We start from the raw sequence: 13573 nt of genomic DNA, 5'->3' as shown, positions 1-13573 counted from the left end.
TTTAGTACTTTTGGTTCCTATGGGGGTACTCAAAAAGTTCGCATTATCTTTATGGCGTCTCTGGTTCTATATATTACTGGGACTACCTATTATAATAATGTTACCAGTTTTACTGGTTGTAGCTTCTTCAGAAAAATTATATCCTCAATACTTTATCTGTGCAAGGATCTGGGCTAAATGTATTTTGTACGGGATGGGTTTGTTTCCAAAAGTAAAGCATGAACAGCAGATGGAAAAGGACAGGAGCTACATGCTCGTGGCCAATCATACTTCTATGGTGGATATTATGCTGATGCTGGCTGTAAATAAGCACCCCTTTATTTTTGTTGGAAAGATGGAGCTGGCAAGGATTCCACTTTTTGGATATTTCTACAGGCAAACATGCATTTTGGTGGACCGAAAAAGTCAACGTAGCAGGCAGGAGGCTTTCAATGAGGCACAGCGAAGGCTAAAACAGGGAAATAGTATCTGTATTTTTCCCGAAGGAGGTGTTCCCGGGCATCAAAACCTGTTGCTGGATGAATTTAAGGATGGCGCTTTTAGATTGGCAATAGAGCACCAGATTCCTGTTGTACCTTTCACTTTTTACGATACCAAAAAACATTTTTCTTATGACTTCTTTTCCGGTGGACCCGGGAAGCTTCGGGCAAAAGTGCATCATTTTATACCTACTAAAGGAATGGCTGTGGCAGATAAACGAAAACTTAAGGAACAAACGCGAGAAGTAATTCTACAGGAGCTTAAAAATCCTTCTTTCGATTAAAATTTAAAACTGAAACCAGAGTAAATTCCGAAGAAAAACGGCTGCACATCTTCAGTATTTTTAAAGGTATTAAGCTGATACTTAAAAATAGGTTCAAGATTTACTTCAAAATCAGGAATGACTTCATAGCCTAATCCAACACCTATATTTGTACTAAAACTAACATTATTAATATTATTGGCTTCGCCAAGTTCTGTCCTCTGATTGTTGGATGTAAGGCTCACACTATTGTTATCAAGAAAAAAACTACTACCACCTCCAATGAGGCTCAAATCAAATTTTTTATCAATTAAAGCATATTCTATCTCCACAGGAACTTCTATAAATCCATATTGCTGATTTATTTCTCCGGGAATACTAGAAGCAGCAGCCCCAAAGCTATTAGATAACTGGTCGAAATTTGGCAAACCTGATGCCGGAGCCTGAGTGGCAATTTCCACAACATTAAGCTCGGTGCGATAATCTATACTTGCAATGTTCTGAGCAAAGGCTGTGGTGGTATAGGAAATTTGCTCAATATCATAACTTATATTCATCTTGCTCACACCGGTTCGAATTTTCACTTTTTCAGATAAAGTATAGGCAACATTTAGCCCGTAGGCCATTGTTACCTGCGAAGTGGAGTTATTATTGCTGAAACTGGGAGAAATGGCATTACCGCTGCCCATATTATCATAGAAAATAGGTGCCGCAAAGGTGCTAAGTCTGATTTTGCTTTTTTCGGTCTCTGCTAATTTAACATCCGGCTTATTATTTTCTTCAGCAAACGCTGCAAGGGCATTTTTCTCTTCATTTTTGGCTTCTTCAATGTTTTTTTGAGCAATTTCTTCGGAAATCTCTTCGCTGAACTGCTTTTTAGCAGAATTTTCGTCATTTCCTGCCTTAATTTGGTCTTTTTCATCCTCGTAAGCCTCTTTTTGACTAGCGATTGCTTCAGAATTTATATTTTCTTCAGCATAAGCATCGTCTTTATCTGAAGCATTTTGAGCGATACCCGTTTTTTGCCAATTATCGGCCTTATAACTTTCAGTTGGTGTATTTTCTTTTCTGTCTTCTGAAGAATTTACGGCATCTTTTTCAGTGCTTTCAGTATTAACAGCTAACCCGGAATTTGACGAGCTACCGGTAGTGCCGGAGATAATGTTATTAAGTAATTGTGAAGCATTATTAATAGTAGAATTGTTTTCGGGTAGATTGAATTGGGGACGGTAGAAGTCTTCATCTTCTACAACGAACTGCGTTTCGGGAGTTGCTCCCGGTCCCGCATTTAGGAAGTATGCGAGTCCCAGAATGACAGCAATAGTGGCAGCGACTCCTCCCACTTTGTACCATAGCGGAATAATAAGCGGCCTTTTAGGCTGCTTTTCTTCCAGCCTGGCTGCAATATTTTTCCAGACTTCTTCCCTTGGAGAAGCTTCAAAATCTTTGAATTTCTCCTGGTAAAGCCGGTCTATATTTTTTCTTTCTTTCATCTTCATCAATTTATAGGCTAATCAGCCTCAGCTATAATGACTGTGCCCGACTGTCGTCTTGATGGCTTATAATTTTATCCTTCAGAATATTCCTGGCACGGGCCAGGTTGGATTTTGAAGTTCCTACAGAGATTCCCAGTAGTTCAGAAATTTCCTGGTGGGAATGCCCGTCCAGCGCATAAAGGTTAAAAACCTGCCTATACCTGTGCGGCAATTCCTGGACAGTTTTCAGTAAAAAATCTGCATGAATTTCATCTTCTTCTACCTCAACATCGGGTTCTTCCATTCGGTCTTCGTTTATAATTTCATAAAACCTGTGTTTTCTGTGCTTTTGAAGAGCGGTATTTATAATAATACGCTTCATCCAACCTTCAAACGAACCCTGGTCTTTGTATTGAGAGATTTTTTCAAATATGGTAAGGAAGCCGTCCTGAAGATTATCTTCAGCTTCGTGATAACCGGAAGAATATTTAAGGCACAGGCCAAAGAGCTTATCGGCATATAACCGGTAAAGCTCTTCCTGTGCCTTGATATCCTGTTTCTTACAGTTTTTTATGAGCTTTTTTAGACTCACCAAATATTGATATTAATTGCTGTTTTCGTCCCCTGTATCTTCTTCTTCAGAATCGTCGGGTGCGCCAACCGGAACATCAACAGTAATATATTCTCTTTCGTTTGTGGAAGATACTCCGGTTAATAATTTAAACTGAATCGTGGTGTACTGTGAGTCCGAAGAAACATTGAAATTTTCACGGGCTGTTTTAGTTTCAGTAAGCTCACCTTCTTCGTCGCATTCAGCTAAATTGGGATCATAAGAAGTAATTGCATGAATGTAGTAAACAAAAATATCCTCATCATCTTCATCTTCTGCACCTCCCTGATCAAAACCTGCAAAAGTGTGGCATGCATCAGGCAATTCATAAGTAATATCAATATCATAATCCTCACCGGGTTCAATAAATTCCGGTAAATTATGATCGGTAATCTCAGCAAGTTCATAATTAACATTGGGGCCGTCATCATCAGTATCACAGCTCACAAAAGTCAACACCGAAATTAATAATAAAGCAAACTTTTTCATTTTAATTTAAATTAGGGTTTATAATTATTTTTCTACCCTATAGATGCAAAAATGCTGAAAAGGTTGCGTCAAGCTCAAAAAAAAATCCCTTCGAAAAGGGATTTTGAAAATTTGCTATTCGTTAGCGACCTTTATGGCCTGTTTTATTTTAGTTTCCAGCTCATCCATTAAATCTGGATTGTCTTTAAGGATTGTTTTTACAGCATCCCTTCCCTGGCCGAGCTTAGTATCCTCATAGCTAAACCACGATCCGCTCTTTTTAATGATTTCATAATCTACACCAATATCAATAATCTCCCCGATTTTAGAGACACCTTCACCGTACATGATATCAAATTCTGCAGTTTTAAAAGGAGGTGCAACTTTGTTTTTCACCACTTTCACACGGGTTTTATTACCCATTACATTGCTGTTGCTGTCTTTAATTTGTGTGGACCTTCTAATATCCAGCCTTACCGAAGCATAAAATTTAAGAGCGTTACCACCTGTAGTAGTTTCGGGATTTCCGAACATGACTCCAATTTTCTCCCTCAACTGGTTAATGAACATTACAGTACAGTTAGTCTTACTAATAGAAGCCGTAAGTTTTCTGAGTGCCTGGGACATTAAACGGGCATGAAGTCCCATTTTGGAGTCTCCCATTTCCCCTTCAATCTCACTTTTTGGTGTTAAAGCGGCAACAGAGTCAATTACAATAATGTCTATCGCTCCCGAGCGGATAAGGTTATCTGTAATTTCAAGAGCCTGCTCCCCGTTATCTGGTTGTGAAATAATCAGGTTTTCTATGTCTACGCCAAGTTTTTCAGCGTAGAAACGGTCAAAAGCATGTTCTGCATCAATAAAAGCAGCGATACCTCCGGCTTTTTGAGCTTCAGCAATAGCATGAAGCGTTAGGGTGGTTTTACCCGAAGATTCCGGTCCGTAAATTTCTATCACTCTACCACGTGGATATCCTCCCACACCCAATGCCAAATCAAGGCCTAATGAGCCGGTTGGTATGGCCTCCACGTCTGAGATAGCCTGATCGCTCATTTTCATAACCGTACCCTTTCCATAGGTTTTATCCATTTTATCCAGGGTAAGCTTAAGGGCCTTTAATTTTGCTTCTTTTTCTTTATCGTTGCTCATAATTTTTTTACTGTTTTAAGAATTGCTAAATTAAAATAAGTTTTGCTGCATCACAATTTTAAAATAGGCATTCTCGATCTCATTATTTTAAATGTAACTCTTTAAAGATAAACTTATTTGAAGCTTCTAAAACAAATTTCAGCTTTTTCATTTTAAGCCTTATCTTTGCGGAAATATTTCTTTAACTCTTATAATTAGTATAGCATGCAACTGTACAATAAATTAAGCGCTAAAGAAAGAGCAGCTTTAATTGAAGAAGCCGGGGAAGACCGGTTGACGCTCTCTTTCTATGCCTACGCGAAAATAGGTAACCCAGAATTATTCCGAAACCATTTATTTATAGCCTGGGACCAGATGGGTGTGCTTGGGAGGATTTATGTTGCTCACGAGGGTATCAATGCCCAACTTTCTGTTCCCGCACAAAAATTTGGTACGTTTAAAAAATTTCTTGATGAGATTTATTTCCTTGAGAATGTACGCTTAAATATTGCTATTGAGCACGATGCAAAAGCTTTTTTAAAGTTAAAGGTAAAGGTGCGTAACAAGATTGTTTCGGATGGGCTTAACGATGCCAGCTTTGATGTTACCAACCGTGGAATTCATGTAGATGCTGAAAAATTTAATACGCTATTGGAAGATCCCGATACGGTGTTGGTGGATATGAGGAATCATTATGAGAGCGAAATTGGGCATTTTAGAGGTGCCATTACGCCTGATGTTGACACCTTCAGGGATTCTTTACCCATAATTGAAGAAGACCTGAAAGATTACAAAGAAGATAAAAACCTGGTGATGTATTGCACGGGTGGAATACGTTGTGAGAAAGCCAGTGCTTACTATAAACATAAAGGCTTCAAAAAAGTTTTTCAGCTGGAAGGGGGAATTATTGAATACGCCCGCCAGGTAGAAAAGCAAAAACTGGAAAATAAATTCATCGGAAAGAATTTTGTGTTCGATCATCGTCGTTCCGAGAGAATTTCAGAAGATGTTATTGCCCATTGTCATCAGTGTGGAAAACCTTGTGACACCCATGTTAATTGTGCCAATGAAGCTTGTCACCTGTTGTTTATTCAGTGTGAAGATTGTGGGATGGAAATGAACAATTGCTGTTCTGAAGATTGTATGAAAATCAATTCCTTGCCTTACGAAGAGCAGAAAGAACTACGAAAAGGAAGGGGCAACAGCAATAAGATTTTTAAGAAGGGACGATCAAAGGTTTTGAAATATAAAACCTAAGTTGGCGTTCCATAAATGGTAGTGCCAATAAATATTGGTATCTTTACTCTTAATATTTTTTACTAATCTAAAGGTGGTGCCGAAAGATTTGCATCAGGTTACCGTTAAAGTTTCACTTAACAGGCTAACCGGAGATGCAGAATGTTAAATTTTAGAGCATATCAAATTGCAGATTTAGAAGGCAGCTACCTACAATATATATAAATTTATGGCTTGCACCAGTTGCTCGACCGGTAAAGACGGTCAGCCGAAAGGATGTAAAAATAACGGAACCTGCGGAACAGACGGATGTAATAAACTTACTGTTTTTGACTGGCTTTCCAATATGTCTCTCCCTAATGGCGAAGAACCCTTTAATTTTGTTGAGGTACGCTTCAAAAACGGGAGAAAACATTTCTTCAGAAATTCCGAGAATCTTAGCCTAAGTATGGGTGACGTGGTGGCGACAGAAGCTTCGCCGGGTCATGATGTGGGGATGGTTAGCCTTGCAGGGGAACTCGTAAGGGTTCAAATGAAGAAGAAGAAAGTCGCACCAGATAGTGACGAGGTTTTAAAAGTTTATCGCAAAGCTTCGCAGCGGGATATTGATGTTTGGCAGGAAGCACGGGACAGGGAAGATAAAATGAAGGTTAGAGCGCGGGAAATTGCTATCCGTCTTAATCTTCAGATGAAAATTAGTGATATCGAATTTCAGGGGGATGCTTCAAAAGCAACTTTCTATTACACTGCAGACGATCGTGTAGATTTTCGGCAGCTAATTAAAGAATTCGCAAGAGAGTTTAATACCAGGATTGAAATGAGGCAAATTGGCCTGCGCCAGGAAGCTTCAAGATTAGGCGGTATTGGCTCCTGCGGAAGGGAATTGTGCTGTTCTACCTGGTTAACAGATTTTAGGTCTGTTAGCACTTCTGCAGCAAGATATCAGCAGCTTTCACTTAACCCGCAAAAGCTTGCGGGGCAGTGTGGTAAACTGAAGTGTTGTCTTAATTATGAACTTGATACTTATCTTGAAGCTTTAAAATCTTTTCCAAGAACAGACACTAAACTTTACACGAAAAAAGGCATCGCAGTATGCCAGAAAATTGACATTTTTCAGGGGGTACTTTGGTATGCTTACGAAGGGGAATGGATGAACTGGCATAAATTAACTGCAGAACAGGCTAATAAAATTATCGTTTCCAATAAGAAGAAAGAAGCGGTTGGCAGCCTGGAAGAATATGAAGTGGTATTACAGCTGGAAGACAATAAGAAGCCCGATTTCAATAACGTAGTTGGGCAGGACAGTCTTACACGTTTTGATAATCCAAAAGCTTCTACAGGAAAAAGAAGAAATAAGAAAAGAAAGAAGAGGAAAGGTAAACCTTCAAAAAATGCGTAAAGGTCTTTTTTTACTGTTGACGGCTTTTTCTTTTTTAGGTCTGTATTCCTGTGATTCAGACCGTGTTTTTGATGAATATAAACCGGTCTCTACATGGAATAAAGATTCTGTTGTTGCGTTTAGGGTAAATGAACTGGATTCTCTGGAGACATACGATCTTTTTTTGAACATCAGAAATAACAGTGAATATAAATACAGTAACCTTTTCTTAATTAGCGAAATTGAGTTTCCGTATGGAAAGGTGATTACCGATACGCTGGAATATGTCATGGCTGCGCCAGATGGAACATGGCTTGGTACGGGTTTTGGTGATGTAAAGGAAAGTAAACTTTGGTACAGGGAAAATGTACGTTTTCCTGAGCCGGGTGAGTATGAAGTCCGCATAAAACAAGCCATGCGAAAAAATGGTGAAGTGGAAGGAATAGAAAATTTAGAAGGTATTACCCATGTGGGCTTTCGCATAGAGCATAGCGCACAGCAATAGTTATAAAGTAAATGGCTACGTCAAAAAAAAAGAAAGCAGCTCCTAAAAAAAGCAAAACCTCTTATATCATTGGTTTCTGGAGCATATTTGGAATAGGAATTCTTCTTGTAATTATCCTTTTCTTAATGGCTGGCTGGGGTGCATTTGGTAAAATGCCAACTTTCGAAGAGCTCGAAAATCCTGAAACAAACCTGGCGACAGAAGTTTTTTCTTCCGATGGAAAAACCCTTGGCAAATATTACAATGAAAACCGTACCCCGGTAAAATACGATGATTTACCAGAAAACCTTGTAAAAGCGCTAGTAGCTACAGAAGATGAAAGGTATTATCACCACTCCGGGATTGATGCCCGCGGTACACTTCGTGCTGTGGCTTACTTAGGATCAAGAGGTGGTGCGAGTACCATCACTCAGCAGTTATCAAAATTGCTGTTTTCTGATACTCCCAATAATAAAGTAGAACGTGTTTTCCAGAAGATTAAAGAGTGGGTTATTGCCACGCGATTGGAGAGACAATATACCAAGCAGGAGATTATTACTATGTACTTAAATAAGTACGATTTTCTTTACCAGGCGGTGGGAATTCGTTCGGCTTCAAGGATTTACTTTGGAAAGGAGCCAAAGGAATTAAAAACTGAAGAAGCTGCCGTTCTGGTAGCGATGCTTAAAAATCCAATTTTATATAATCCTGCAAAGGAAGAGTTCAGAGATAATGCGCTTAGAAGGAGAAATCAGGTGCTTAAACAAATGGAAAAGAATGGGTATTTGACTCCTTCAGAAAAGGATTCGCTACAGTCCCTTCCACTTAAATTAAATTTTTCTCCTGAAGGGCACGATGAGGGAATGGCAACTTACTTTCGGGCTTATGTACAGCGCTTTCTTGGTGAATGGATTGATGAAAACCCGAAGCCAGATGGTTCAGAATATAATATTTACCGTGACGGTTTAAAGATTTATACCAGTATAGATTCAAAAATGCAGGAATATGCTGAAGAAGCTGTAGACCGACATATTTCACATCTTCAGAAGGAATTTACACGACAAAACAAAAATAATCCTACGGCACCTTTCCGTGATGTGGATGAAAGCGAAGTTCAGCAGATTGTGAACAGTGCCATTAAGCGATCTGTGAGATGGAAGGAGATGAAGGCAAAAGATATACCTGAAGATGAAATCCTTGCTTCTTTTGATAAAGAGCGGGAAATGCGTGTTTTTGACTGGACCAGTCCTAACCACACAAAAGATACCGTTATGACGCCACGGGATTCGATTTTTTACTATAAATCTTTTCTCCAGGCAGGAATGATGTCTATAACACCGCAAACCGGGGAAGTAAAAGCCTGGGTAGGAGGGACCGACTTTAAACACTTTAAATACGACCATGTTAAACAGGGGAAACGCCAGGTTGGGTCTACCTTTAAACCTTTTGTTTATGCTACAGCGATCGATCAATTAAAATTATCCCCTTGTGATACGCTTCCGAAGAATAGGTTTACTATAGAAGAGGGAAAGTATGGACTGCTTAAAGATTGGTCACCTCAAAACGCCGGAAACGATGCCGACAGTTATGTAGGTATGATTTCCTTAAAAGATGCGCTTGCCAATTCTGTAAATACAGTGACTGCGAGGCTTATTGATAAAACCGGCCCCAGACCTGTAATAGACTTGCTGGACAAGCTGGGAATAGATACTGAAAATATTCCTGAAGTACCTTCTATTGCGCTTGGTACTCCAGATTTAAGTTTATTCGAAATGGTTTCTGCATACAGTACTTTTGCCAACGAGGGTGTGTATGTAAAACCTGTTATTGTTAATAGAATAGAAGATAAAAACGGAACTGTTTTGTATCAGAATGTTCCGCAGACACGCGACGTGCTTAGCAAGGAAGCTGCCTATGTAACCGTTAATCTTTTAGAAGGCGTGACCCAATCTGGGTCTGGAGTTCGATTAAGAGGTAACTATGCGACTAACCTGGATCATTATAAGCGTGCTGTTACGGGTTATCCTTATAATTTCGATACCAGTATTCCAATTGCGGGAAAAACGGGAACTACCCAAAACCAGAGTGATGGCTGGTTTATGGGCATGGTTCCTAACCTGGTTACCGGCGTTTGGGTTGGAGCAGAGGACAGATCTGTCCATTTTCCAACTATAACTTATGGACAGGGAGCGACTATGGCGCTGCCTATTTGGGGAATGTACATGAAGGACGTTTATGCAGATGATGCGCTAAATATTTCCAAAGGAGAATTTCCTAAACCTGAAGATCTTACTATTGAAGTGAATTGTAACAACTATGTAGGTTCTAATGACCCTGATAGTGATGTTCCCGATGAACTGGATTTTTAGAATTAAATTAAAAATTTGCATCTGTTTTTTCTGATATCTTAATTTACTGTGGCTTTCGCATTGTTACAGCTATTTTATTTTCGTATTTTTCTGAATAAAAAATTTTAGAAGATGATTCGAAAAGCTGTAGCTAATGTAGAGGAAGCCTTAGAGGGAGTTAAGGACGGAATGACTTTGATGCTGGGAGGATTTGGCCTTAGTGGGATTCCCGAAAATTCCATTTCTGAGCTTGTACGGCTCAACATTAAGAATCTTACCTGTATCTCCAATAATGCCGGAGTCGATGATTTTGGCCTTGGACTTCTACTTCACAAGAAACAAATTGATAAAATGGTATCTTCTTATGTGGGGGAAAATGCTGAATTTGAAAGACAGATGCTTAGCGGTGAACTGGAAGTAGAACTTATTCCTCAAGGCACTCTGGCAGCAAGATGCCAGGCAGCTCAGCAGGGATTTCCTGCTATTTATACCCCTGCCGGTTATGGAACTGAAGTTGCCGAAGGTAAAGAAACCCGGGAGTTTGACGGAAAAATGCATGTGCTTGAAGAGGCTTTTAAAGCAGATTTCTCTTTAGTAAAAGCATGGAAAGGGGATAAAGCAGGTAATCTTATCTTCAAGGGAACTGCGAGAAATTTTAATCCTTTAATGTGTGGTGCTGCAAAAGTTACAGTTGTAGAAGTAGAAGAACTGGTGGAGCCCGGAGAACTCGATCCAAATCAGATCCATATTCCGGGAATATTTGTACAAAGGATCTTTGAAGGGAAGAATTATGAGAAGCGCATTGAGAAAAGGACGGTACGGGAAAGGTAATGTTAAAATTTGGCAGTTTGAGGATTTCGTTTCCAAACAAAATGTAAAAATTTAGAAATGTATCAATGGAAAGAAAAAATCCGATACTGGAAAAATCAATTGAGTTTTCTTTGGTCATTATTGAATTTTGTGAAATTTTGGAACGCAAGCGTAAATATGTAATTGCAAATCAGTTATTAAAATCTGGAACAAGTATAGGTGCAAATATACATGAGGCGCAGAACGCAGAGAGTAGAATAGATTTTATTCATAAGATAAAAATTGCCTTAAAGGAATTGGAAGAAGTTAAATACTGGTTAGTCCTTTGCGAGAAAGCTGATTCATATCCCTTTAATCCTGAATTAAAAACAAGGATAGATGAGATGGGCCTTATCATGTATAAAATTGTTAGTACAAGTAAAAAAAATTTAACTAGGTAGAATTAGTATATTTTTACATTGGTCAATTAGCAAATTAAATGGAATGTTAGACAAAGAAGGAATCGCGAAGCGAATAGCAAAAGAAGTTAAGGACGGATATTACGTCAATCTTGGAATTGGAATTCCCACACTGGTCGCCAATTTTGTTCGGGACGATATAGAGGTGGAATTTCAGAGTGAAAACGGAATTCTGGGGATGGGGCCTTTTCCCATAGAGGGAAGTGAGGATGCCGATCTTATAAATGCAGGGAAGCAAACCATTACTGCACTTCCCGGTGCTAGCTTCTTTGATTCGGCTATGAGCTTTGGGATGATCCGTGGTAAGCATGTAGATCTAACCATCCTGGGAGCAATGGAAGTTGCGGAAAACGGTGATATAGCCAATTGGAAAATTCCGGGGAAAATGGTGAAAGGAATGGGAGGCGCGATGGATTTAGTTGCTTCCGCAGAGAATATTATAGTGGCTATGATGCATACCAACAGGGCCGGAGAATCTAAATTACTTTCTAAATGTACACTACCGCTCACAGGGGTCGGCTGCGTCACAAAAATTGTGACCAATCTGGCTGTGCTTGAGGTTACAAAAAATGGTTTTAAGCTTCTCGAACGAGCTCCGGGAGTCAGTACAGAAGATATCCAAGCAGCAACGGCCGGAAAGCTAATTGTTGAAGGGGAAATCCCGGAGATGCAATTATAACTTTTTCCCACTGAAGATTCAGCTGGTTTTATTCGGCAATGAATTTAAAAAGAAGAAAAAGTCGAAATAGCATCACAGGGAGGCGATTTAACCTCCTTCATTTATTCCTGTAGCGTTAGCCTCTAAATTGATCATAAATTCCATTGCCTGGTCTAAAGGTATTATTTCACCTCTGCTGTTAACCTGCGAAAAATAATCATACCAACCAGAATCTGAAATAGCTTTTTCCAATTTTTCCACATAGTCCCGTGAAGGCATTTTCCAAACTGCCATGTAACGGTAATCGCTTCTATGAGGTGTATGTTCATCATTCATTGCCCAACCAATATTCTCAACTCCTGCGTTAGTTAATTTCTTTATTCCGTCATTTACCTGGTTTAAGAAAGAACGTCTTTCATCTTTAGACAGATCTATCCACTTTTGGGTGACATTCCATAATTCGACATATAAGTACATACCATAAATTTTTAGTTGTTCTTCCATAATCTAAGAATTCTAAATGATAAATAGCATTAAAATTAAGCTAAAGTATTGTGGGTTAATGTTGTATATAACCTATTTCGGCCCTTCCTCTTTTGATCTGGACAGGTGGGAGAGCTAAGTTTACCATGTTTCCAGCATTTTGTAAGCTTCCTCGATATATCTGAAGAGGTCCGGAGAATGTTCTTGGTCATCCTCTTTTTTTATAAAGTTTTGGCCCAGACGAACGATAATTAAATCATCTTCAGGAATTACGACAACATATTGTCCCAGGATCCCCCGCATATAAAAAAAATCTTTGTCTTTATACTCGCTCAGCCAAAAGCCATAGCCATACTGCGGACTTTCCTCAAAACGCGGTTTAATGGACCGGGCAACATAAGAAGAATCTAAAATCTGCTGTCCATTCCATCGTCCATAGTTCTTATATAACCTTCCGATCTTTGCAAAATCTCTTGGGTTAGAAGCTATACAGCAATAGGCTTTTTCCATTCCGCTCTCACGGCTATCAAGCTGCCATAATGCATCGTGCTTCATCCCGAGCGGCTTCCAGAAGCTTTTACTAAGATATTCTGAAAGTGGAATTCCTGTAGCTTTTTCTAATACCATACCCAGTAAAATGGTATTACCGCTAAGGTATTTAAATTCGTGTCCCGGTTTCTCTGTAACCTCAAGGTCCAGAATAAGTTCCTGAATATCGTCGCCAAAATAAGCTTCAGCGGTCATTCCAAAAGGGTTGTAATAATTTTCATTCCAGTTTAATCCCGAAGCCATAGATGCAAGGTCTCCCACTTTTAAGCTTTGATCAAACCGGGGAAAAAAATCTGCAACAGGTTGTTCCAGACTTTCAATATGTTCTTCCCGAATTGCTTTTCCCAGTAGTGCCGAAACAATACTTTTAGCCATGGAAAAGGAATTGGTTTTAGAGGCAGGGCCGTAATCCTGATAGTACTTTTCAAACCAGATACTGTCATTTTTGATAATCAGAAACGCTGCTGTTCCCAGTTCTGCATTTAATTCCTCTAATTGTTCAGTGGCTTTTACTTCATTATAATTCGCATGGCTGGGCCAGGGCTGAGATTGTTCCGAAGCTGGAATTCTTCTGTTTGCAAATTCAGTATAATCATCAATATAAGCAGTTGTGTGCCCCTGAAGGTAAGTTATCTGAATACCCCGGAGTAAATAGGTATATTCCAAAAGATAAAGTAGCAGTACTGCAATAAGAACAAATGCACCAATAAAACTTACAATTTTCAGTATTTTATTCATTGCTTAGT

The 13573-nt window shown here is 39.2% G+C and carries 14 protein-coding genes; 8 read left to right on the top strand and 6 right to left on the bottom strand.

What is annotated here, in order from left to right:
- Positions 1–19: 19 nt before the first annotated feature.
- Positions 20–763 (top strand): lysophospholipid acyltransferase family protein, encoded by a 744-nt coding sequence (locus tag RM541_RS03790; protein WP_311498891.1) that lies wholly within the window; start codon positions 20–22, stop codon positions 761–763.
- On the opposite strand, the gene RM541_RS03785 is transcribed toward RM541_RS03790, so the two are convergent.
- From RM541_RS03785 to recA, 4 genes are all read right to left on the bottom strand, one after another.
- Positions 760–2235, bottom strand: a complete 1476-nt coding sequence (locus tag RM541_RS03785) for a hypothetical protein (protein ID WP_311498890.1) — start codon at positions 2233–2235, stop codon at positions 760–762. The genes RM541_RS03790 and RM541_RS03785 overlap by 4 nt on opposite strands.
- 31 nt (positions 2236–2266) lie before the next feature.
- A complete protein-coding gene (locus tag RM541_RS03780; RefSeq protein ID WP_311498889.1) occupies positions 2267–2809 on the bottom strand; it encodes an RNA polymerase sigma factor in 543 nt (180 codons plus the stop codon).
- Between the two features lie 12 nt (positions 2810–2821).
- Positions 2822–3316 carry a hypothetical protein gene (locus tag RM541_RS03775; RefSeq protein WP_311498888.1) on the bottom strand — a complete coding sequence of 165 codons (495 nt, stop codon included), beginning with the start codon at positions 3314–3316 and terminating at the stop codon, positions 2822–2824.
- A 114-nt stretch (positions 3317–3430) separates the two neighbouring features.
- Positions 3431–4444 carry a recombinase RecA gene (gene recA, locus RM541_RS03770; RefSeq protein WP_311498887.1) on the bottom strand — a complete coding sequence of 338 codons (1014 nt, stop codon included), beginning with the start codon at positions 4442–4444 and terminating at the stop codon, positions 3431–3433.
- A 204-nt stretch (positions 4445–4648) separates the two neighbouring features.
- Here recA and trhO point away from each other — a divergent pair, with 204 nt between their 5' ends.
- From trhO to RM541_RS03735, 7 genes are all read left to right on the top strand, one after another.
- Positions 4649–5680 carry an oxygen-dependent tRNA uridine(34) hydroxylase TrhO gene (trhO, locus tag RM541_RS03765; protein WP_311498886.1) on the top strand — a complete coding sequence of 344 codons (1032 nt, stop codon included), beginning with the start codon at positions 4649–4651 and terminating at the stop codon, positions 5678–5680.
- A 208-nt stretch (positions 5681–5888) separates the two neighbouring features.
- Positions 5889–7058: a PSP1 domain-containing protein gene (locus RM541_RS03760; RefSeq protein ID WP_311498885.1), complete on the top strand. Its 1170-nt coding sequence runs from the start codon at positions 5889–5891 to the stop codon at positions 7056–7058.
- On the top strand, positions 7051–7542 hold the full coding sequence (locus tag RM541_RS03755) for a gliding motility lipoprotein GldH (protein WP_311498884.1): 492 nt from the start codon (positions 7051–7053) through the stop codon (positions 7540–7542). The genes RM541_RS03760 and RM541_RS03755 overlap by 8 nt, the downstream gene beginning before the upstream one ends.
- Before the next feature lie 11 nt (positions 7543–7553).
- Positions 7554–9890 carry a penicillin-binding protein 1A gene (locus RM541_RS03750; protein WP_311498883.1) on the top strand — a complete coding sequence of 779 codons (2337 nt, stop codon included), beginning with the start codon at positions 7554–7556 and terminating at the stop codon, positions 9888–9890.
- A 111-nt stretch (positions 9891–10001) separates the two neighbouring features.
- The gene (locus RM541_RS03745; RefSeq protein ID WP_311498882.1) at positions 10002–10700 is read left to right on the top strand and encodes a CoA transferase subunit A; all 699 of its coding nucleotides are present in this window, start codon (positions 10002–10004) and stop codon (positions 10698–10700) included.
- A gap of 65 nt (positions 10701–10765) precedes the next feature.
- Positions 10766–11119, top strand: a complete 354-nt coding sequence (locus RM541_RS03740; protein WP_311498881.1) for a four helix bundle protein — start codon at positions 10766–10768, stop codon at positions 11117–11119.
- 43 nt (positions 11120–11162) lie between these two features.
- The gene (locus tag RM541_RS03735; protein ID WP_311498880.1) at positions 11163–11816 is read left to right on the top strand and encodes a CoA transferase subunit B; all 654 of its coding nucleotides are present in this window, start codon (positions 11163–11165) and stop codon (positions 11814–11816) included.
- Positions 11817–11903: 87 nt separating this feature from the next.
- Here RM541_RS03735 and RM541_RS03730 read toward each other — a convergent pair whose 3' ends face one another.
- Both RM541_RS03730 and RM541_RS03725 read right to left on the bottom strand, forming a co-directional pair.
- On the bottom strand, positions 11904–12299 hold the full coding sequence (locus RM541_RS03730) for a DUF6616 family protein (RefSeq protein ID WP_311498879.1): 396 nt from the start codon (positions 12297–12299) through the stop codon (positions 11904–11906).
- A 120-nt stretch (positions 12300–12419) separates the two neighbouring features.
- Positions 12420–13565, bottom strand: coding sequence for a serine hydrolase domain-containing protein (locus tag RM541_RS03725; RefSeq protein ID WP_311498878.1), 1146 nt, complete (start codon positions 13563–13565; stop codon positions 12420–12422).
- Positions 13566–13573: the final 8 nt, after the last annotated feature.

The organism is Autumnicola psychrophila (genome assembly GCF_031846645.1).
Classification (GTDB): domain Bacteria; phylum Bacteroidota; class Bacteroidia; order Flavobacteriales; family Flavobacteriaceae; genus Autumnicola; species Autumnicola psychrophila.
Note: the sequence above shows the minus strand (reverse complement) of the source record. Positions and strands in the feature narration are given on the sequence as shown.

Coding starts and splice junctions, on each gene's coding strand:
- RM541_RS03790 (WP_311498891.1), top strand. CDS start 20: ATGGGGGTACTCAAAAAGTTCGCATTATCTTTATGGCGTCTCTGGTTC.
- RM541_RS03785 (WP_311498890.1), bottom strand. CDS start 2,235: ATGAAAGAAAGAAAAAATATAGACCGGCTTTACCAGGAGAAATTCAAA.
- RM541_RS03775 (WP_311498888.1), bottom strand. CDS start 3,316: ATGAAAAAGTTTGCTTTATTATTAATTTCGGTGTTGACTTTTGTGAGC.
- recA (WP_311498887.1), bottom strand. CDS start 4,444: ATGAGCAACGATAAAGAAAAAGAAGCAAAATTAAAGGCCCTTAAGCTT.
- trhO (WP_311498886.1), top strand. CDS start 4,649: ATGCAACTGTACAATAAATTAAGCGCTAAAGAAAGAGCAGCTTTAATT.
- RM541_RS03760 (WP_311498885.1), top strand. CDS start 5,889: ATGGCTTGCACCAGTTGCTCGACCGGTAAAGACGGTCAGCCGAAAGGA.
- RM541_RS03755 (WP_311498884.1), top strand. CDS start 7,051: ATGCGTAAAGGTCTTTTTTTACTGTTGACGGCTTTTTCTTTTTTAGGT.
- RM541_RS03750 (WP_311498883.1), top strand. CDS start 7,554: ATGGCTACGTCAAAAAAAAAGAAAGCAGCTCCTAAAAAAAGCAAAACC.
- RM541_RS03745 (WP_311498882.1), top strand. CDS start 10,002: ATGATTCGAAAAGCTGTAGCTAATGTAGAGGAAGCCTTAGAGGGAGTT.
- RM541_RS03740 (WP_311498881.1), top strand. CDS start 10,766: ATGGAAAGAAAAAATCCGATACTGGAAAAATCAATTGAGTTTTCTTTG.
- RM541_RS03735 (WP_311498880.1), top strand. CDS start 11,163: ATGTTAGACAAAGAAGGAATCGCGAAGCGAATAGCAAAAGAAGTTAAG.
- RM541_RS03730 (WP_311498879.1), bottom strand. CDS start 12,299: ATGGAAGAACAACTAAAAATTTATGGTATGTACTTATATGTCGAATTA.
- RM541_RS03725 (WP_311498878.1), bottom strand. CDS start 13,565: ATGAATAAAATACTGAAAATTGTAAGTTTTATTGGTGCATTTGTTCTT.